General features: G+C 70.1%; 18 protein-coding genes and 1 pseudogene. 13 read left to right on the top strand and 6 right to left on the bottom strand.

The window, feature by feature from the left end; genetic code table 11:
* Positions 1–282: 282 nt before the first annotated feature.
* Positions 283–750, top strand: a complete 468-nt coding sequence (locus MOV08_RS37370; protein WP_275310591.1) for a YfbM family protein — start codon at positions 283–285, stop codon at positions 748–750.
* Between the two features lie 244 nt (positions 751–994).
* On the opposite strand, the gene MOV08_RS37365 is transcribed toward MOV08_RS37370, so the two are convergent.
* A complete protein-coding gene (locus MOV08_RS37365) occupies positions 995–2,008 on the bottom strand; it encodes a hypothetical protein (RefSeq protein ID WP_275310590.1) in 1,014 nt (337 codons plus the stop codon).
* On the opposite strand from MOV08_RS37365, the gene MOV08_RS37360 reads away from it, so the two are divergent.
* Entirely contained in the window at positions 2,007–2,741 is a 735-nt protein-coding gene (locus MOV08_RS37360; RefSeq protein WP_275312063.1) for a hypothetical protein, read from the top strand. The two genes, MOV08_RS37365 and MOV08_RS37360, sit on opposite strands and share 2 nt — an antisense overlap.
* Before the next feature lie 134 nt (positions 2,742–2,875).
* Here the strand turns inward: MOV08_RS37360 and MOV08_RS37355 are convergent, their stop codons facing one another.
* The gene (locus tag MOV08_RS37355; protein ID WP_275310589.1) at positions 2,876–3,532 is read right to left on the bottom strand and encodes a hypothetical protein; all 657 of its coding nucleotides are present in this window, start codon (positions 3,530–3,532) and stop codon (positions 2,876–2,878) included.
* A 665-nt stretch (positions 3,533–4,197) separates the two neighbouring features.
* Here MOV08_RS37355 and MOV08_RS37350 point away from each other — a divergent pair.
* The 3 genes and pseudogenes from MOV08_RS37350 (at position 4,198) to MOV08_RS37335 (ending at position 7,499) form a co-directional block, all read left to right on the top strand.
* A complete protein-coding gene (locus MOV08_RS37350) occupies positions 4,198–5,061 on the top strand; it encodes an isocitrate lyase/PEP mutase family protein (protein WP_039638656.1) in 864 nt (287 codons plus the stop codon).
* Positions 5,062–5,228: 167 nt separating this feature from the next.
* Positions 5,229–6,385, top strand: a pseudogene (locus tag MOV08_RS37340) (bile acid:sodium symporter family protein).
* A gap of 244 nt (positions 6,386–6,629) precedes the next feature.
* Positions 6,630–7,499, top strand: coding sequence for an SDR family oxidoreductase (locus MOV08_RS37335; RefSeq protein WP_275310587.1), 870 nt, complete (start codon positions 6,630–6,632; stop codon positions 7,497–7,499).
* Positions 7,500–7,506: 7 nt separating this feature from the next.
* Here the strand turns inward: MOV08_RS37335 and MOV08_RS37330 are convergent, their stop codons facing one another.
* Entirely contained in the window at positions 7,507–7,866 is a 360-nt protein-coding gene (locus MOV08_RS37330) for an ArsR/SmtB family transcription factor (protein WP_052287135.1), read from the bottom strand.
* A gap of 105 nt (positions 7,867–7,971) precedes the next feature.
* Between MOV08_RS37330 and MOV08_RS37325 the strand changes: the two genes are divergently transcribed.
* A complete protein-coding gene (locus tag MOV08_RS37325) occupies positions 7,972–9,147 on the top strand; it encodes an MFS transporter (protein ID WP_275310586.1) in 1,176 nt (391 codons plus the stop codon).
* 33 nt (positions 9,148–9,180) lie between these two features.
* Entirely contained in the window at positions 9,181–9,966 is a 786-nt protein-coding gene (locus tag MOV08_RS37320; protein WP_275310585.1) for an amidohydrolase family protein, read from the top strand.
* 15 nt (positions 9,967–9,981) lie between these two features.
* On the opposite strand, the gene MOV08_RS37315 is transcribed toward MOV08_RS37320, so the two are convergent.
* Positions 9,982–10,905 (bottom strand): ketopantoate reductase family protein, encoded by a 924-nt coding sequence (locus MOV08_RS37315; protein ID WP_275310584.1) that lies wholly within the window; start codon positions 10,903–10,905, stop codon positions 9,982–9,984.
* A 327-nt stretch (positions 10,906–11,232) separates the two neighbouring features.
* Between MOV08_RS37315 and MOV08_RS37310 the strand changes: the two genes are divergently transcribed.
* Positions 11,233–11,613 carry a hypothetical protein gene (locus tag MOV08_RS37310; RefSeq protein WP_275310583.1) on the top strand — a complete coding sequence of 127 codons (381 nt, stop codon included), beginning with the start codon at positions 11,233–11,235 and terminating at the stop codon, positions 11,611–11,613.
* Between the two features lie 135 nt (positions 11,614–11,748).
* Here the strand turns inward: MOV08_RS37310 and MOV08_RS37305 are convergent, their stop codons facing one another.
* A complete protein-coding gene (locus tag MOV08_RS37305; RefSeq protein ID WP_039638650.1) occupies positions 11,749–12,903 on the bottom strand; it encodes an ABC transporter substrate-binding protein in 1,155 nt (384 codons plus the stop codon).
* Between the two features lie 566 nt (positions 12,904–13,469).
* Between MOV08_RS37305 and MOV08_RS37300 the strand changes: the two genes are divergently transcribed.
* The 4 genes from MOV08_RS37300 to MOV08_RS37285 all read left to right on the top strand — a co-directional run bounded on the left by MOV08_RS37300 (position 13,470) and on the right by MOV08_RS37285 (position 16,072).
* Positions 13,470–13,961: a DUF2975 domain-containing protein gene (locus MOV08_RS37300; protein WP_275310582.1), complete on the top strand. Its 492-nt coding sequence runs from the start codon at positions 13,470–13,472 to the stop codon at positions 13,959–13,961.
* Complete coding sequence (locus MOV08_RS37295) at positions 13,961–14,242, top strand: helix-turn-helix domain-containing protein (protein ID WP_275310581.1); 282 nt, start codon at positions 13,961–13,963, stop codon at positions 14,240–14,242. The genes MOV08_RS37300 and MOV08_RS37295 overlap by 1 nt, the downstream gene beginning before the upstream one ends.
* Positions 14,243–14,538: 296 nt before the next feature.
* Entirely contained in the window at positions 14,539–15,696 is a 1,158-nt protein-coding gene (locus MOV08_RS37290) for an FAD-dependent oxidoreductase (RefSeq protein ID WP_275310580.1), read from the top strand.
* Positions 15,697–15,829: 133 nt separating this feature from the next.
* Positions 15,830–16,072, top strand: coding sequence for a hypothetical protein (locus MOV08_RS37285; RefSeq protein WP_275310579.1), 243 nt, complete (start codon positions 15,830–15,832; stop codon positions 16,070–16,072).
* 82 nt (positions 16,073–16,154) lie between these two features.
* Here the strand turns inward: MOV08_RS37285 and MOV08_RS37280 are convergent, their stop codons facing one another.
* A complete protein-coding gene (locus MOV08_RS37280; protein ID WP_275310578.1) occupies positions 16,155–16,526 on the bottom strand; it encodes a MerR family transcriptional regulator in 372 nt (123 codons plus the stop codon).
* A 47-nt stretch (positions 16,527–16,573) separates the two neighbouring features.
* Here MOV08_RS37280 and MOV08_RS37275 point away from each other — a divergent pair, with 47 nt between their 5' ends.
* On the top strand, positions 16,574–17,455 hold the full coding sequence (locus MOV08_RS37275; RefSeq protein ID WP_275310577.1) for an NAD(P)H-binding protein: 882 nt from the start codon (positions 16,574–16,576) through the stop codon (positions 17,453–17,455).
* The last annotated feature ends 103 nt before the right edge of the window (positions 17,456–17,558 follow it).

The raw sequence follows: 17,558 nt of genomic DNA, 5'->3' as shown, positions 1-17,558 counted from the left end.
CGCCACACCGCGCCGATGGGCACGGCGTGATCACGGTAGGGACGCACACCCACGCCTCGCCCGGCTTTGCTCGGCACTGACCAATTCTATTGCGTGCCTGACTGGTTGCTATCGCTTCTGATCCGGGCACGTCGCGCACGCAGGCGATGCGATGCCCGCCTTGCCCCGGTGTCCACATCCTCGTTCGGGCTGTCGGCTCGGACTGTCAGTGGGGCCTGGAACACTCGTTCTTCGTAGCGATGGATCGATCTCGACTCGATGATGGGGGCTGCCTTCATGGGCATGGTCATCTCGTTCACCTGCGTGACGCCGGAGGAACTGGACAGGGCGGAGCAGGACCCCGAGTGGGCGCGGGACTTCCTCTGGAAGATCGACGAGCTCCGGCCGGACAACCCCGAGGCATACCTCGACAAGGCGTGGGCCGGCCTGGAGTTCCTGCTCGGCGAGGCCGATGAGCCCCTGGAGTTCCTGATGGACGGTAACCCGATAGACGACGAAGGTTCGCTGTTCACCTGGGACGTCGAGAGCGTCCGGGCGACGGCGAGGAGGCTGCGGGCGCTGCCGTGGGAGCGGCTGGTCACCCATTACGACCCGGTTCGGATGACCGAGGAAGAGGTGTACCCCAACATCTGGGATCCCGAGGACGAGGACGAACCCGAGTATCTGAAGGGGGCTTACGAGACGTTGGTGAGCTTCTTCGAGGCCACGGCCCGCACAACGTCCGCGGCGCTGATGAGCTTCAGCTTCTGACGGACCGAGTCGGAGCAGCCGTGGTACTCGCGGAAGAACAAGTTGGCGATGCTGACGTTGACTTCCACGCCGGCGACATGGCGGGCCGGGATCCGGAACGGCTCTTCGCGCGTACGGCAGGTCGTGGCCGGTGGCGGGAGCCGCGGCCAGCGCCGTCCCGGGGAGCAGGCCGCGACACTTCTCCTCGCCGTCCGGACCGTCGTCGGCCTCGTCCGGGCGGTCGTCGGCGTCGCCCGGGCCGCCGTCAGCGTCGTCCCGTCGTCGGATTGTGCCGGGTCCACTCGCGGGTGAGGGTCTGTACGGCGGATGCCGCGCGGTCCAGCCGTCGGTTGTCCGTGCGGACGGAGTTGGCGAACTCGACGTGCAGGAAGGGGATATGGCGGTCGGCCGCCGCGCGGCCCTGGACGTTCTCGGTGCCTTCCAGCGGGCAGGAGCGGAGCCAGGCCCGGCACACCTGGAAGGCGTCGTCGGTCAGGGCGTTCGCGAGGGCCCGGCCGTCGGCGCGGCCGGCGCTCCCGATACCGGGCGAGGCGATGACGTCGTAGCCGGGGGCGGAGTCGTCGGCGAAGCCGTGTACCTGGATGCCGGGGAGGCCGCGGGCGGCCAGTTCGTCGCAGACGGCGTCGAAGACGGTGTCGCGGCGGTGGGCGACGTCGGCCGCGCCGTCACGGCCGGCGCGACGGTGCGCGCCCGCGATGACCAGGACGCCCCCGGGGGAGTTCAACAGCACGCGTGCGCCGAGCAGTTCGGTGTGCCGGTCGGCGACCGGGTGCGGCACCTGGACCGACCAGCGCACCGGCGCGGAGAGGTCGATGTAGACCCGGCCCCAGCCGCGGGGGGCGGGGTTCCGCGTCGAACGGTCGGAGATCTCCGCGTACGGGCGGTGCGTGGCGGCGTCGACTTCGACGCGCAGTTGGTAGTCGATGGTGTTCAGCCGTTGCGCGGCCGCGTCGCGCCGGCCGTCGAGGACCAGTCCGACGGCTTCGGCCATCGTCCGCCGGTCGTCGCGGCGGGGCTGCTGGTATCCGGTGTGCTCGGAGAACCCGGCGGCGTAGGCGGCGATCCGGCGGTCGAGCCGGACCGGCGGGGCCCCGCTCGGCTCCGCCGCATCGCCGGGCCGGGTCGTCGCCCCGGCGTCGTGCGCGGCGGAGCCGCCCGTACGGCCCGAGCCGCCGCAGGCGACGAGTGAAGCGAGCAGGGCGAGCAGGACGGCCGCCGAAGCGGCGAGGGTCGTGGGGGACTTCTGGTGCGCAGTCATGGCCACACCAACGATACGGGGGCCACCCACTCGGCCGGACACCGTCCTGGACAGGGTCGGCAGCGTCTACCAGAAGTGGCGCGGCACCGCCGTCATCGAGATCAGGTCCGGCAAACTCCTCGGCGCATGCGGGGAGAACGTCCCACTCGCCGCGATCGACCGCACCCGGCTCGACGGCGCGGACGGCCTCGCCCCGCGCGTGGTGCGGCTCCCCGACGGCCAGTCCCGGCTGCTCACCCTCGCCCTGCTGTCCTGGGGCGGGCGGCCGCAGCAACTCCTGTTCGTACTCGGGCCGGACGGCGAGGTCCTCGCCAGGGCCGGCCGCGCGCCCCACACCGCGCCGGGCAAGGGCTCGTCCGACAAGCGGTTCCAGGTGAGCGGGCACGGCGGCGCCAAGCCCGTCGTCACCGCCACCGCCACCGCCGAGCTCCCCGGCCGCCGCGGCACCGCCGTGGTGGGTGAGTTCCGCCTCGACTTCCTCAACGGGCTCCTCGGCCGCCCGGACCTCGGCGAGGTCCGCGTGGTCGACGCCGAGGGACGGGTCATCGGCAGCAACACCGGCTACCGGGCCTTCCAGCGACGGCCCGATCATCGGCGACACGGGCGGCGTGTCCCGACTCGATGGCAACGGCTTCTACGCCCAGTTGCTCCGCAACGCCAAGCGTCTCTGTCGCCCACGCCCACGGCCGGGAACCCTCCCCGCCGGCCCCGGTCCTGCCCCACACCCCCGTAGCGGGTCAGGACCGGTCGGGCCGCGCACCGGGAGGGACAACGATCAGCATCGCGTGTCACACCACCGGCTGTCGTGAGCGCACGATCCACTCGTGCTGCGCAATGCGTGGCCTGATCGACGGACGGCCTCGGGTGTCAGCCCTGGGGCGGCGGCAGCAGGTCGGCGTGCTGAACGGTGTATCCCCCCTTGGTGACCGGGGCGTAGGGGGCCGGCGCCATACAGGTGCCGACCTCGGCCTCCGGCGCCGCGGCGGTGCCGCCCGGCAACAGGTTCACACCGTTCCAGGAGAATCCCACCCGGTCGCGGGAACCGCCGTGGTCCTTGCCGCCCCCTTCCTTGCCGCCGTCGTAGACGCTGAACCCCATCCGCTTGCCCACCCAGGGCGGTCCACCGGGGCTGACCTTGGTGATGACGGCGGTCAGGGTCGCGGTGTGCGGACCGGTGACCAGGCAGTCCACCCGTCCCTCCGAGGTGTAGGTGACATGGCGTTGGGCCGAGTAGTGGGAGATCCTCACCGTGCCGCGGGCGTCGGTGGGCAGGCCGGTGGGAATGCCGGGGAGCGGTCTGCTGTAGGGCGCGGCGGACGCGTCGAAGGTGAACGAACGGATGTCGTCGTCCTTGACGTACGGCAGCGCGAACTCGGCACTACCGGTCACCTTCGCGTAGGCGGGTCCTGACTGCGGCCTCTTGCCGCTGTCGTCGGCCGACGCGACCGACGCCGTGGCCACGGTGCCCAGCACGGCGAGTGCCGCCCATGTTGCTGCCATCTTGCGGTAGGACGAGGAACGCATGGAATTCTCCTGGGAGTTGGGGCGCTTTGGGCATGTGCACCGCGGCAGAACCATCGTTCACGAAGGACGCCTTTCCGCTCATCCACCTGCGGTCGCAACTGCAGCGCCCTCGACTCACCCTCCAGACACCGCATGACATCGGCCGTAGGTCGCACACCGAGGCCGGTGAAATCATCCGCCGTAATGCCCATGCGCCCACGGCCTTCGAACGGGTCGTCACCGAAGCCGCCTTGAACCCGATATCGATGGCCCGGCACGGCCCCAACTCGACGGCCCCACCTGCGGAAAGGCCGTCTACCGACAGCCGCCGGCAGTCGCTGGGTTTCCCTGGCATTCGCTGTCCGCCACACCGTCACCAACGTGGTCCCAAGGGGCCTGCCGGGCCGCCGGAGAGCCGCCCGCCGAACGGCTCAAAAGCGACGCCTACCAGCGGTCATTACCAATCCATGGTTGCGTCATTACCAATCCTTTTCCTAACCTTCTGGCACGGAGGGCGCAAAGCCGCTCACCGAACGGGCCAGTTCAGGCATGACAAAACCGGGGGCACGCCAGAGCGGCGTGCCCCCGGTTGGTGCGGCCCGTGACGCATCGCACCGACCGCCGCTTTGGCAGGCAACGGGTCGGCCGCGACGCGCAGTCCACGCGACCACGCATCGGAGGGTACCGTGAACCACCCCAACCGATTAAGAGCCGCGATCCAGGCGGATGGCACCACCCCGCTGATCGGCGTCTTCGACATGTTCTCCGCGTCCCTGGCGGCGCGCCACTACGACGGGATGTTCGTCTCCGGCTTCGGCTTCGCGGCGTCCCACTACGGCCTGCCGGACATCGGCTTCATCGCCTGGCCCGACATCGTCGCCTTCGTACAGCGGCTCCGGATGGCCTTTCCGCAACAGCATCTGCTGGTCGACATCGACGACGGCTACGTCGATCCGGAGACCGCCTGCCATGTCGTCCAGCAGCTGGAGGCCATCGGTGCCTCCGGGGTGATCCTGGAGGACCAGCAGCGTCCGCGGCGTTGCGGCCACGTCGACGGCAAGCAGGTGCTGCCGCTGGAGGAGTACCTCGCCAAGCTCGACCTGGTCCTCCGCTCCCGCCGGGACCTGGTCGTCGTCGCCCGCACCGACGCCACCGAAGAAGAGGAGATCCTGCGCCGGGCCAAGGCCCTGGCCGCGACCGATGCCGATGTGATCCTCGTGGACGGCGTGCGCAGCGTCGACTGGATCCACAAGGTGCGCCGCGTCATCGGCGACAAGCCGCTGCTGTTCAACCAGATCGCGGGCGGCAAGTCGCCCCGGCTGTCGCTGACCGAGCTGCAGCAGCTCGGCGTCGATGTCGCGATCTACAGCACGCCCTGCCTCTTTGCCGCCCAGACCGCCATCGACCAGGCACTGGCCGAACTGAAACAGGCCGACGGGCGTCTGCCCGAACACGTTCCGGGCGCCGTCGGCGTCAGCGAGTGCCTGACGCTGCTGGAGCAGAACATCAGCCGCCACCACGACCGGGCCCCGGCCGAGGCCACGCACTGACGCCCCTCGGACGCACCGACACCGGCCCAGGCACCGTCCCGCACGCGGCCTGAGGCCCGGACAGCGGGGCCGCGCCGGCAACCCCGACCGGCCGCCCGGCGCGGCCCCCCTCTCCCATCTCCCCTGCCCTGCCCGCAGCGCACCGCTGCCCTCCCCCGGAGGAAACCGTGCCGCACCCTTCCCCCGGAACCACCGACCCGGTCCCGCGCGGCCTGCTGCGCCGCGTCGACTGGTACATCGTCGCGCTCTTCTGCGTCATCGGCCTGGCCGCGGTCGCCCCGGCCGACGGGGCCGCCGCCGAGGGCGTCTCGCTCACCGCCCGCCTGGCGGTCGGCCTCCTCTTCTTCCTCTACGGCGCCCGACTCTCCCCCCCCGAGCGGCCCTGGACGGCGTACGGCACTGGCGACTGCACCTCCCCGTCCTCGCCCTCACCTTCCTGGTCTTCCCCGCGGCCGGACTGGCGGTCGGACTGTTGCCGGAGACCGTGCTCAGCGCTGAACTGGCCGCCGGTGTCCTCTTCTTGACGGTGCTGCCCTCCACCGTCCAGTCCGCCATCGCCTTCACCTCGATGGCCCGCGGCAACGTGGCCGCCGCGATCTGTTCGGCGTCGTTCTCCACCGTCCTCGGCGTGGTGCTCACCCCACTGCTGGCCGTCACCCTCATCAGCCACACCGGAAGCGGCCCCGGGCCGGGCGCCCTCCCCATCACGCCCGCCCGGATCGTCGACATCGCGCTCCAACTCCTCGTGCCCTTCCTCGCCGGACAGGCACTGCGCCGCTGGATCGCCGACTGGCTGAGCCGCCATCGGGCACTGACCACCCTGTGCGACCGCGGCTCGATCCTGCTCGTGGTCTACTCCGCCTTCAGCCACGGGATGACCACGGGCATCTGGCACCGCGTCCCGCCACCGCGGCTACTCCTGCTGGCCGCGATCTGCCTGGCACTGCTCGGCCTGGTCCTGTTCCTGGCCGACGGCACCGCGCGACTGATCCGCCTGCCCCGCGCCGACCGGGTCACCGCCGTCTTCTGCGGTTCCAACAAGAGCCTGGCGAGCGGCCTGCCGATGGCCACCGTGCTCTTCCCACCGGACCGGATCGGGATCACGGTGCTCCCGCTGATGCTCTACCACACCCTCCAACTGGTGCTCTGCGCCTACTTGGCCCGTCGCTGGCAGCCCCCACCGCCCGCCGCCACCACACCGGAGACGATCACCTCAGTCATCCCCACAACGACTCCCACAACCACAGTCCCCAGCAAGATCGATGAGGGATCGTCAGTGAAACGGAGCGGTCGCCGCGGGCTCGCCCCATCGGACAGACCTTAGGTGCGTCGGGTCAACGGGTGAGCGGGTCACGGTCCACTTCTGGTTCACGGCGCCGTCGCGTGGTCAACCCCGGAAGCGCCCCTATTCTCCCGCCCAGTGCAGGGGTCAACGGGCCGCAGATTCTGGGGTGTCAGGGCCTCGGCGCCCTTCGTTAACGTCGGTCGCGCACTGTTCTCTTGATTTCTTTCATCGGTCCCGATGGGCGTGCAGCAGCTGCGCGGTGTCACAGTGAGGGCGAAAAGACATGGTTGAGAAGGCTGGGTCGGCGCGCGGGGTCGTACTGATCACCGGGACGTCGTCCGGGATCGGACTGGCTACCGCGGTGGCAGCGGCCCGGGCGGGCTACACCGTCGTCGCGACGCTGCGCGACCCCGAGCGCGCCGGCGCGTTGCGGACGGCCGCCGACGAGGCCGGCGTCACACTCGACATCCGTCGCCTGGACATCACCGAAGAGACCTCCCTCACCGACACCGTGGCGGAGGTGGCGGCGGCGTACGGCCGGCTGGACGCGGTGGTGAACAACGCCGGCGCGGGCAGCGTCGGGACGTTGGAACTGCTGACGATGGACCAGATCCGCGCCGCCTTCGAGACGAACTTCTTCGGCACGATCGCGGTCACCCGGGCCGCCCTGCCCCATCTGCGGTCCAGCCGGGGGCGGTTGGTCACGATCGGCAGCATCGGCGGGATCGTCGGCCAGCCGTTCAACGAGACCTACTGCGCCGCCAAGGCCGCGGTGGAGGCGTACTTGGAGAGCCTGGCACCGGTGGCCGACACGGTGGGGGTGACGGTGTCCATCGTCGAGCCCGGCCCGGTGCTGTCGTCGTTCGTGGACAACATCGACCTGGACCGCCCCGCGATGCTGGCCGCCGCGGGCCCTTACACGCCTGCGCTCGGCGGCTACTTGGAGTACGTCCCCGAGATGTTCGCGTCGGCGCAGACTCCGGAGGAGGTCGCCGCGACCGTGCTGGACGTGCTGGCCGACCCGGCCCCGCCCTTCCGCGTCCAGACCTCGCAGTTCGCGAAGGAGTTCGTGGCCGGGAAGTTGGCCGACCTCGACGGTTCCGCGGTGGTGTCCACCACACGGAAATGGCTGGGTGCCGCGTCCGCCGAATGACCGGCGCTCACACCCGTTCTTCCCGGACCTCGGCTTGGCCCCCGTCGCGCTCGGGGGCCCCGAGGATCGCCTGCAGCAGGCCGGGGAAGCGGTACTCCATGTCGTCGCGGCGGACACGGACCACCCGCTTGCGGCCGTCGGCGACCGTTCTCGTCAGGCCCGCCTCCCGCAGCACCCGGTAGTGGTGGGAGATGGTCGGGTTGCTCAGCCCCAGGTCCACCCGTGCCACCAGGATCGCGCAGTCGATCGGGTCGACGGAGTCGTAGAGCGCCCGCATCAGCGTGCGCCTCCCGGGGTCGGCGAGCGCGCTCAGGATGACCGTCAGGTCGAACGAGTCGACGGACGGCTCGGGCAGTGTGCGTGGCATCCGCAGACCCTCCATTCTTTGACCGTCATCGAATCATAGACTACCCTCCACGATATGACGATTCCACAATCATCGAATTCATCGCCGACCTGGCGGTTAGTCATCTTGGCCATCGGCACGTTCGTGCTCGGTGTCGACGGATTCGTGTTGCCGGGACTGCTCCCCGACATCTCCAAGGACCTGCTGGTGAGCACCTCCACCGCCGGTCAGCTCACCACCGCCTTCGCCGTCGCCTACGCGATCGGCTCTCCGGTCATCGCCACGCTGACGGGCCGGATGGACCGGCGCCTCGTCATCGGTGCGGGCATGATCGCCTTCCTCGTCGGCATGGTGCTCCAGGCCGCGGGACCGACCTACGCGGTCGTGCTGGTGGGCCGGGTCGTCGCGGCGCTGGGCGCAGCCGCGTTCCAGGCCAACGCCTTCGCCGTCGCCGGGGTGTTGGCCCCGCCCGAACAGCGGGCCCGGGCCTTCGCGGTGATCGGTGCGGGGCCCAGCCTCGCCGCGGTCCTCGGCGTGCCCTTCGGGCTGCTGATCGGTCAGATGTGGGGCTGGCGCGGCACGCTGTGGACGATCGTCGTGCTCGCGGCGCTGGCCGCGGTGCTCGCGGGCATCGCGATGCCGTCGATGACGCTGCCCGCGACGACAATGCGGGAGAGGCTCGCGGTGCTCGTGAACCCGCGCATCCTCATCCTCCTCGCGGTGAGCGCCCTGGTGCTCGCGCCCACGTTCCTGATCTCCTCCTACTCCGCGGCCATCGTCGGGGTCAGCACCTCCGGCAGCAGCAACGCGATCCTGGGCGCGCTGTTGGTCTACGGCGCGGGCTTCTTCCTGGGCAACCGACTGGTCGGCAAGTTCGCGGACCGGTTCTCCTCGCTGACCGTGCTCACCAGCGGGCTGGGCATCGTCACCCTCGGATCGGCCCTGCTGGCCGTGGTCCAGCACTGGTTCGTGCCGACCCTGGTGACACTGTTCATCCTCGGCCTGATGGGCTCCGCGCTGTTCATCCCGCAGCAGAGCCGGGTCTTCGTCGCGGGTGGTGACGTGGCCACCGTCGCCCTGAGCCTGAACGGGTCGATGAACTACGTCGGCACCGCGCTCGGCGCCGGCATCGGCGGCGCGGTGCTCTCCGTCGCCGGTGTGCTCTGGCTGGCGCCGGCCTCCGCCGTCATCGCCGCCCTGGTGGCGGGCTTCGCGCTGCTCACCGCGCCCGAGCGCAGGGCGGCGAAGAAGCCCGCGCCCGCACCGGCCCAACAGGCCGAGCTCACCCCGAACGAGGCATGACGCCCGGGTGATCGTGACCCGTCACGGTCGCGCATGCAACTCTTTGCACATCTGGGTCCGTTGCGCTCCACCGCCGTATCCGACGACGACATTCGCGCCGGGATCGCCCGCAACGCGGCGGCCGGAGCCGACCTGATCAAGGTCATGGCCTCAGGTGGCGCCCTCACGCCCAACGGCCCACGGATGTGGGAGGCGCAGTTCACCGCCCGCCAACTGCGGCTGATCGTCGAGGAAGCCGCCCGGCACGGCTTGGCGGTGGCCGCGCACGCCCACGGCACGGACGTCATCGCCCACTGTGTGGACGCGGGTGTCCGCACCATCGAGCACTGCTCCTGGCGCACCGCCGAAGGCATCGGCTACGACCCGGAGATCACCCGCCGTATGGTCGAGAACGACATAGCGGTCTGCCGCTGTGTATCCGGCGACTGGCAACTCTTCCGCAGGCAACTGGGAGCGGAACGCGCGGACGCGATTTCCGAGACGATCCGCAGGATGCGCAAGGACGGCGTCCGGTTCATCGCCGGTACCGACGCCGGCGTGCCGGGCGCCGCGTTCGGCGACTACGTCGGCATGCTCGACTTCTTCGCCACCCTCGGCTTCGGCCGCTGCGAAGTCCTCGACATGGCCACCACCGGCGCCGCCCATGCCCTCGGCCTGACCGACACGGGTGCACTGACCACCGGAATGCGCGCCGACCTCGTCGTCACCGACGGCAACCCTCTCACCGACCCGACGGCCCTGCGCCGTATCCGGCACGTCTTCGCCTCGGGCCGACGGGCACCCGCGCTCCCGCCCGAGGGGACCGAACAGCCCACGTAGCCCGAACGCCGCCGCTCAGTCGGCCGACAGCTCCGTCACCAGGCGCGCCAAGAGCGGTACGGGAATCCCGTGTCGCTCTGCCGCGCGCAGCACGGCGCCCCCGATCGCGTCGAGTTCCAGCGGGCGGCCCGCCTCCGCGTCGCGTTGCATGGACGATCTGCTGCCGGGCGGAAAGGTGTCGTAGCGCGCCAGGAGCTGAGCGGCATCCCCTGGCCCGCCACAGGCCCGGCTCACCGCGGCGGTCTCCTCGACCAGCGCCGCCAACTCCTCGCGCCGCTCGGACCGGATGTCGCCGATCGGCAGGCGGTAGCGGGTGGTCAGGAGGGCGAACGGGGCCAGGAAGGCCAGTTTCGCCCACAGGACGGCGTTCTCTTCGGGCACCACCCGGGTGTCCACGCCGGCGGCCGTGAGCAGCGCGGCGAGCGGGGCGAGACGGTCCGGCACACCGGCCACGTCGATCTCGACGAACGGACTGCCGTGCACGATGACTCCCGGCGCGGTGCGGGTCGACTCGACGCGAATCACCGCCGGCACCACCCGCCGCGCGCCGTGGCGTGCCCGCAGGGTGTCCATGTGCTCGATGCCGTTGAGTAGGGGCACTACGAGGCCGCCGTCGAGGAGACCGGGTGGCACGCGGTCGAGCGCCGTGTCGAGCGCGGTGTGCTTGACCGACATCAGGCACAGGTCGACCGGCACGCGCAGCAGGGTGTCCGCCTCGACCGGAACGGTGAAGTCGCCGAACTGCCCGCTGTGCACGCGGATTCCGCCGTGCTGCAGGGCGTGTGCGGTCTCGTCGCCGGCGATGCAGATCACCCGGTGACCGGCGCGGGCGAGCAGCGCGGCGAGCAGTCCTCCGACTCCTCCGGGGCCGAGTACGGCCACGGTCGAGCGGGACGGGGTCGGGGCGGGGACGCCGGTGAGCGGACGGGTGTCCGACATGGGTGGGGCTCCTCTCAGCTGGTGGGCCGCCTGCGGGTCGGCACCCGTCGGCCGCCTCCACCGGTCCGGACACGGCAGGAGGGGCGCGACGGGTTGCCGCCCTGGGCCCGGAACGATCATCGATGAGGAGCGAGAAGGGCGTCAATCCTCGGGATCGCTTGCCCGTTCCCAAGGAATTCCTAAGGAATTCCCTGGGAACGGCACGCCCCGCAGGTCGTGTTCGGCGGCCCGCGGGTGTTCATGCCCCGCCATCAGGCACTGGTCCGACCTGGCAGCCGGAATCGCCGAGCTCCGCAGGGCCGCCCGCCGCCGCATCGTCGTCCTGACGTGGGACCAGCACATCCTCCGCGACCGCTTCTGGCTCGTCCGGGACTGCCTCCCCCAGGCAGCCGCGACGACACCCGCGCCACCCCCACCGACCAGTTGGCCGACCTGCTCGGCGGAGCGCGTCAGGAACCCGTCCGCGTCCCCCATGACTGCCTGGACGGATTCGGTGCCGCGTACTGGCGCCGCCCCGACGCCTACCTCGCCCCTCAGGTGCGCGCGGGGATCTCCATGCTCGCCCAGACCGGCGAGGACACCCTCGCGCCCGGCCTGACCCGGCTCGCGGACGACCTGACGACTGGCCGCTGGGACACGCGCTACGCCGAACTGCTCACGCTCGACACCCTCGACGTCGGGTATCGGCTCCTGGTGTCCGACCTCTGATCCGCGCACGAGAGCTCAACGACCCTCGCGATACCGGCAGTTGAAACCGTGCACGGTGTCGGGGCGAGCCGGCCGGCCGCGCGGCGCCGCCGGGAGAAGGCGGCGGCACCGCGTCGGCCCTGGTTCACGTCGCGGTCATCCGGAGACGGCCTGGCCCCAGCTCTGGGATATGACGAACCTGGCGCTGCTCTGCTGGGACTCGGTGGGGAAGCTCGGCGTGCCGGTGACCTTCGGCAGCTTCGCCGCCGCGGCCTGGTCGAGCGTGCCGGCCTCCTTCATGGCGGTCATCAGGGCCGGGCGGGCGTATCCCTTGAGCCTGAGGTTCTGGCCCTCGGCGCTGTACAGGTACTCCTGCCACAGGCGCGCGGCCGCGGGGTGCGGCGCAACCTTGTTGATGGCCTGCGAGTAGTACTGGGAGAACTGGCCGTCCGAGGGGACCGTGACCGTCCAGTCGAGGCCCTTGGACTTGAAGTCGTCGGTGTACCCGGTGTTGAGGTAGTCCCAGTCGATGCTGATCGGCGTCTGGCCCTTCTCGATGGTGGCCTGGGTGGAGGCGACGGGCGTGAAGTTGCCGCTCTTCTTCAGCTTGGCGAAGAAGTCGATGCCGGGCTGGATGTCGTCGAAGGAGCCGCCGCTGGCGAGGGCGGCCGCATACACGGCACCGAACGCCGAACCCGACTTGCCGGGGTCGCCGTTGAGCGCGACCTGCCCCTTGTACTGCGGCTTGAGCAGATCCTTGAAACTGGTCGGGCAGGTTCGCACCCGCTTGGCGTCGCAGCCGAAGGAGATGTAGCCGCCGTAGTCGTTCGACCAACGGCCGATCGAGTCCTTCTGGTCGTCGGGGATGTCGGTGAAACCGGCGACCATGTACGGGGCGAGCAGCCCCTGCTGGGCGGCGCTCTGCGCGAAGGAACTGCCGAGGTCGAGGACGTCGGGCGCGTTGTTCTGGCCCTTGCGCGAGGTGACCGCGCTGATCTCGTCCTGGCTGGCGCCGCCGGGGTTCTCGACCTCGACCTTGACGCCGTACTTCTTCTCGAAGCCGTCGATCAGGGCGCCGTAGTTGGCCCAGTCACGGGGCAGTGCGATCGCATGCAGCGTGCCCTCCTTCTTGGCCTCCTCGGCCAGGGCGTCCATGCCGCCGGCGTCCTTGGCCGTGGTCGCGGCGGCCGCGCTCCGTCCGCCGTCAGTGGTCGACGTGGCGGAGTCCGCGCCACAGGCACTGAGGGCGAACACGGCGGCGGTGGCGAGAACACCGGTGAGGACGGCGGTTCTCGGCAGGGGGACGGTCACGGTCTCTCCAGGGGTACGCACAGAGGATTGAGGGGTTTCCTGTGGGGCCACACAGGGGATGCACGTGGGGGGTGAGCACCTGTCCGATGTCATAGCTGAACAAGCTGGCGCCTTAGTAGGCCCAACTATGGTGTCCGTCAGGTAAACATTGGGGAAACTGATGACCCCGTTTCCCTCGCAATCACGGCTCACGGGAGCCATCGCCGCACCTCACCCGGGGTGCGCCCGGCCCGGCCGCTGATCTTCACCGGGACGGCACACCGGACACCCCGACACCGCCGGGCTTCACGACAGGGTCCGGTTGCTGCACGCTTGCCCGATATCGACTTGAACCGGTCACGGCCCACGACCCACGGCCGTCCACCCCCTCCCTTCTCCTCCCTTCTCCTCCCCTCTCCTCCCCCTTCCCTCATCGCCCGGATAGCACCGTCCGAGGCCGTCTCCACTCGCCATGATCAACGACTGGCCCGCTCCGGGGAATCCGCCACCCATGACCGACGGACCCGACTTGCCACACCTATCGATAATCAATAGATTTACATCGTGGATCGATCGAGGGAGTGGCGTTGGGAAAGCTGACAGTGCTGGGGCTGCGCGCCGTGATGGTGACGCTGCATGCCGGATCGGTGTGCGCCCAGACAGTGATGGTGTTGATGCTGACGGGCGCCATCCAGGAGACCGTCCTTGCGGACCGCCGCGCTCCGGTCCTCCTGATCGCATTCCTGGGCGTCATGACGATCCAGGTCGTCCTGATCTCCGTGTGGCGACTGGTGACGATGGTGCAACGCGGAACCGTGTTCTCCCACGCCGCGTTCCGCTACGTCCATCTCGTGATCGGCGCGTTCGTGGCGGCCGCGCTCCTGGTGTTCGCACTCGGGGCGGTCCTGGCGTCGGGCCACGTCGTACCCCCGGGCGTGGTGGCCCTGCTGGGCGGGGTCTGCCTGGCGGTCTTCGGGATCGCGCTCATCGTGCTCGTACTGCGGATGCTGCTCGCCCAGGCCGTCGCACGCGACGCCGAGGCATCACAGCTGGGGGCCGAGTTGGCCGAGGTGATCTGATGCCGATCGTCGTCGCCATCGACGTGATGCTGGCCAAGCGGAAGATGTCCGTGGGCGAACTGGCGGACCGGGTGGGGATCACACCCGCCAACCTGGCGGTGCTCAAGAACGGCCGCGCCAAGGCGGTGCGCTTCACCACGCTCGCCGCGCTGTGCGAGGTGCTCGGCTGCCAGCCCGGAGACCTGCTGCGCTGGGAGCCCGACGGCCCCGTGGACGGGAACACCGACGGGGCTGCGCAGGAATCCGGGGCGTCCGTCCCGGCCGGTTCCTCCCCGCAGTAGCCGCAGCCGCGGTAGCCGGCCGGCCACCTGCACACGCCCGCCGGCTACGACGCCCTCGGCCGTCCCTGCCGCGCCCCCGCTCCGCCTGATCTTCAACAAGTACCCCCGTGACGACCGGACGACGGCGTCCGCGCACCTCACCCTCGCGGACCGGGCCGTCGCCGTACTGCCGCCTGCCGCCTGCCGCCTGCCGCCTGCCGCCTGCCGCCAGTCGGCCCCGCCGCGCACCAAGCGCACCGAGCGCACCGAGCGCACGAACGTACCGATCACGGACACCACAAGGAAGCGAGCAGAACATGACGACAGCACGCCTCTCGCACCGCCCCGGGGGCACGGATAGCGCCGACGTACTGGTGGTCGGGGCCGGACTGGCCGGACTGAACACCGCCACGCTCCTCGCCCGACAAGGCCACGACGTGCTCCTGGTCGAGCGCCGAACCAGCCTCGCCGGCGCCATCCGCACCACCGGAATCTTCGTACGGAAGACACTCGACGACTTCCCGCTGCCCCCCGACTGCCTTGGACCACCGATCCGACGTGTGGTCCTCTATCCCCCGAACCTGCGCCGCCCGGTCAGCCTCACCAGCACCCGCGACGAATACCGGGTCGGCGACATGGCACCGCTCTACGAAGCGTCGGCCGCCACCGCGCTCGACGCCGGCGTACGGATGGCACTGGGCACGCGCTACACCGGCCGCCAGGGCAACACCTTCCACCTGGCCGGTCGCGACGGGCCGACCACGGTCCGGGCCCGCTTCGTCGTCGGCGCCGACGGGGCCCGCTCCAGAGTCGCCCGCGACCTCGCCCTCGACCGCAACCACCACCTGATCGTCGGTGCCGAAGAGGTCTTCGAACTCCCCGGAAGCGACCAGCCACCGACATTCCACTGCGTACTCGACCCCTCGCTCGCCCCCGGCTACCTGGCCTGGGTGATCAACGACGGGCACCACGCCCATGTCGGAGTCGCAGGCTATGCCGACCGCTATCCGGACGGTCTGCGCCGGGCCATGGAACGGTTCAGCGCCTCGGCGCCCGGACTGACCGGCGTCCAACGTCCCGAAACGGTGGAGCGGCGCGCAGGCCCCATACCCGTCGGCGGCCTGCTGCGCCGGATCAGCTGCGCCGACGGGCTGCTCGTGGGGGACGCAGCGGGCGCGGTCTCCCCACTCACCGCCGGCGGCCTGGACCCGTGCCTGCGACAGTCGAAACTCGCAGCCGAGATCCTCGACGACGCACTGCGCACCGGAAAACCGGAAACGCTCACCCACTACGACGGAGCCGCACTCCGCCCCCACTTCCGCGGACGACTCACACTGCGCCGGCTCCTGGCCCAGGTACGGACGCCGACCACGGCAGCAGCGGCATTCACCCTGCTGCGCACACCGTTCGGCCGGGCCGCGGCAAGCCGAGTCCTCTTCGGCGACAGATCCTTCCCCGACCCCACACCCAAGTGAACAACTCACCGAGCGAGAGACCAAGTTCATGCCCGCATTCCCCATATCGGCGGCCACGAAGCGCATCGCCATGATGGCAGGGCCGGTTGTTGCCTGTGGACTCCTCTCGGCCTGCGGCGCCACGAGTACTGACGTGACGTACAAGGCATGGACCGAAGGGGGCACCCTGAAATCCGTCCGGCACGACTACATCGACGGCCCCAACGGCGCGGTCAGCGTGCCGGCCAAGGTGAGCGGAGCCACCTGGAGCACCCAGGAGGACGGCGGGTACGCTCCACGCCTCGAAGTCGTGCCGACCGGCAGGAGCGTGGCGCACTGCCCGCCGGCGCTTCCGGCAAGGTGTTGCGGGTCCATGTCGTTGATGACGGCGAAGTAGCGACACACTGCTGCCGGGCCGCGGGATGAGGGAGGGTCAGAAGAAGACTGCGCGGCGCCTGAGCTTCCCGGCCGGAGGGCGGTCAAGCTTCACGGACGAAAGTCGCACAGTCCGGACAGTCGTCGAGATATCGATGCCGACACTCAACGGTGTGTTGCAGGAAGGTAATTGCCTGCTGTCTCTGGACGACTTCACTTTCCAGTGCCGCGATCTTCGCCCTCACGACCGCCTGTGCCGCCGACTTCGTCGGCGACATGGCGGCGGTGACCTCGGGCAACGAGAGTCCCACTCGCCGCAGTTTGAGCACGGTACGTGCCTGCTCCAGGGCATTGTCGTCGTAGCTGCGGTAGCCGTTGCCGTCGCGGCGCACGGTGAGTGCCCCAACGTCTTCCCAGTGCCGCAGCACGTGGGCTTCGATTCCGAGTTCCGCGGCCACTTCCCCGATCGTCTTCACCGCACACCCTTGCCTTCATGTCGACCTGAACCCTTAGCGTCTCGATCATGCCTGACACCACTTACTCCGTGGACGCCCGTCACCGCTCATCGATCCTGGTCACCGGCGCGGCCGGCAACCTCGGCCGTGAGGTCGTCAGCCGTCTCCAAGCACACGGCGCGCGCGTGCGAAGCCTCGTGCGCCATCAGACGGGTCCGCACCCCGGCGCCGAGTCGGTGGTCGGCGACCTCACAGACCCCGCTGTTGTCCGCGAGGCGCTCGTGGGCATCGACGCTGTCTTTCTCATCTGGCCACTGCTCGATTCCGCCCCTGCCCACGACCTGGTTGCGGAACTCATCGCTGCGGCACCCCGTGTCGTCTATCTGTCCACCACCGCCATAGACGACGAAGCCGCCCGCCAGAGTGATCCCATCGCTCAGGTGCACGCGGAAATGGAAGCCCTGCTGCACGATGCCGGTCTGCGGCCCGTGGTGCTGCGCAGCGACACATTGGCATCCAACACCCGTGGCTGGGCACCACAGTTGCGCGCGGGCGACGTGGTGTCCGGCCCGGGCATGGCGCGCACAGCCGTCGTCGACGAGCGCGATGTCGCTGATGCGACCGTGGCCGTATTGCTGGCGCATCACGACCAACCGGATCAAGACGTGTACGTGTTGACGGGACCCGAGGTCCTCAGTCGCGCCGACCAGGTCGCTCACCTCGGAACTGCTCTCCGGCGCCGTCTGCGCTTCCAGGCGCTCCCCACTGACCTCGCGCGATCACGCATGCTTGCCGACGGCCGTCCCGCGCCGCTGGTGGAAGCGCTGATCGCTGCCTCGGTGAGGCGACGGGAGTCGAACGGCACCACCGATCACGTCGAGCGCCTTACTGGCCGACCGGCCGGCACCTTCGCGAGGTGGGCCATCGACCACGCGACCGAGTTCAGCTGACGAATACCGCGGCACGCCTCACCAGGGCCTTACGGACGTGCTCGATGACCTGCGTGGGGCGCCGGGTCAGCCATCGTTCGGTTTCCGACAGAAAGGCGTGCGT

The organism is Streptomyces yunnanensis, assembly GCF_029011865.1.
Classification (GTDB): domain Bacteria; phylum Actinomycetota; class Actinomycetes; order Streptomycetales; family Streptomycetaceae; genus Streptomyces; species Streptomyces yunnanensis.
This window is presented reverse-complemented; position numbering and strand designations above follow the sequence as displayed.

Excerpts from the sequence above, each read along its gene's own strand:
- MOV08_RS37370 (WP_275310591.1), top strand. The coding sequence starts at position 283 with ATGGTCATCTCGTTCACCTGCGTGACGCCGGAGGAACTGGACAGGGCG.
- MOV08_RS37360 (WP_275312063.1), top strand. The coding sequence starts at position 2,007 with ATGGCCACACCAACGATACGGGGGCCACCCACTCGGCCGGACACCGTC.
- MOV08_RS37365 (WP_275310590.1), bottom strand. The coding sequence starts at position 2,008 with ATGACTGCGCACCAGAAGTCCCCCACGACCCTCGCCGCTTCGGCGGCC.
- MOV08_RS37355 (WP_275310589.1), bottom strand. The coding sequence starts at position 3,532 with ATGCGTTCCTCGTCCTACCGCAAGATGGCAGCAACATGGGCGGCACTC.
- MOV08_RS37335 (WP_275310587.1), top strand. The coding sequence starts at position 6,630 with ATGGTTGAGAAGGCTGGGTCGGCGCGCGGGGTCGTACTGATCACCGGG.
- MOV08_RS37330 (WP_052287135.1), bottom strand. The coding sequence starts at position 7,866 with ATGCCACGCACACTGCCCGAGCCGTCCGTCGACTCGTTCGACCTGACG.
- MOV08_RS37320 (WP_275310585.1), top strand. The coding sequence starts at position 9,181 with ATGCAACTCTTTGCACATCTGGGTCCGTTGCGCTCCACCGCCGTATCC.
- MOV08_RS37315 (WP_275310584.1), bottom strand. The coding sequence starts at position 10,905 with ATGTCGGACACCCGTCCGCTCACCGGCGTCCCCGCCCCGACCCCGTCC.
- MOV08_RS37295 (WP_275310581.1), top strand. The coding sequence starts at position 13,961 with ATGCCGATCGTCGTCGCCATCGACGTGATGCTGGCCAAGCGGAAGATG.
- MOV08_RS37290 (WP_275310580.1), top strand. The coding sequence starts at position 14,539 with ATGACGACAGCACGCCTCTCGCACCGCCCCGGGGGCACGGATAGCGCC.
- MOV08_RS37275 (WP_275310577.1), top strand. The coding sequence starts at position 16,574 with ATGCCTGACACCACTTACTCCGTGGACGCCCGTCACCGCTCATCGATC.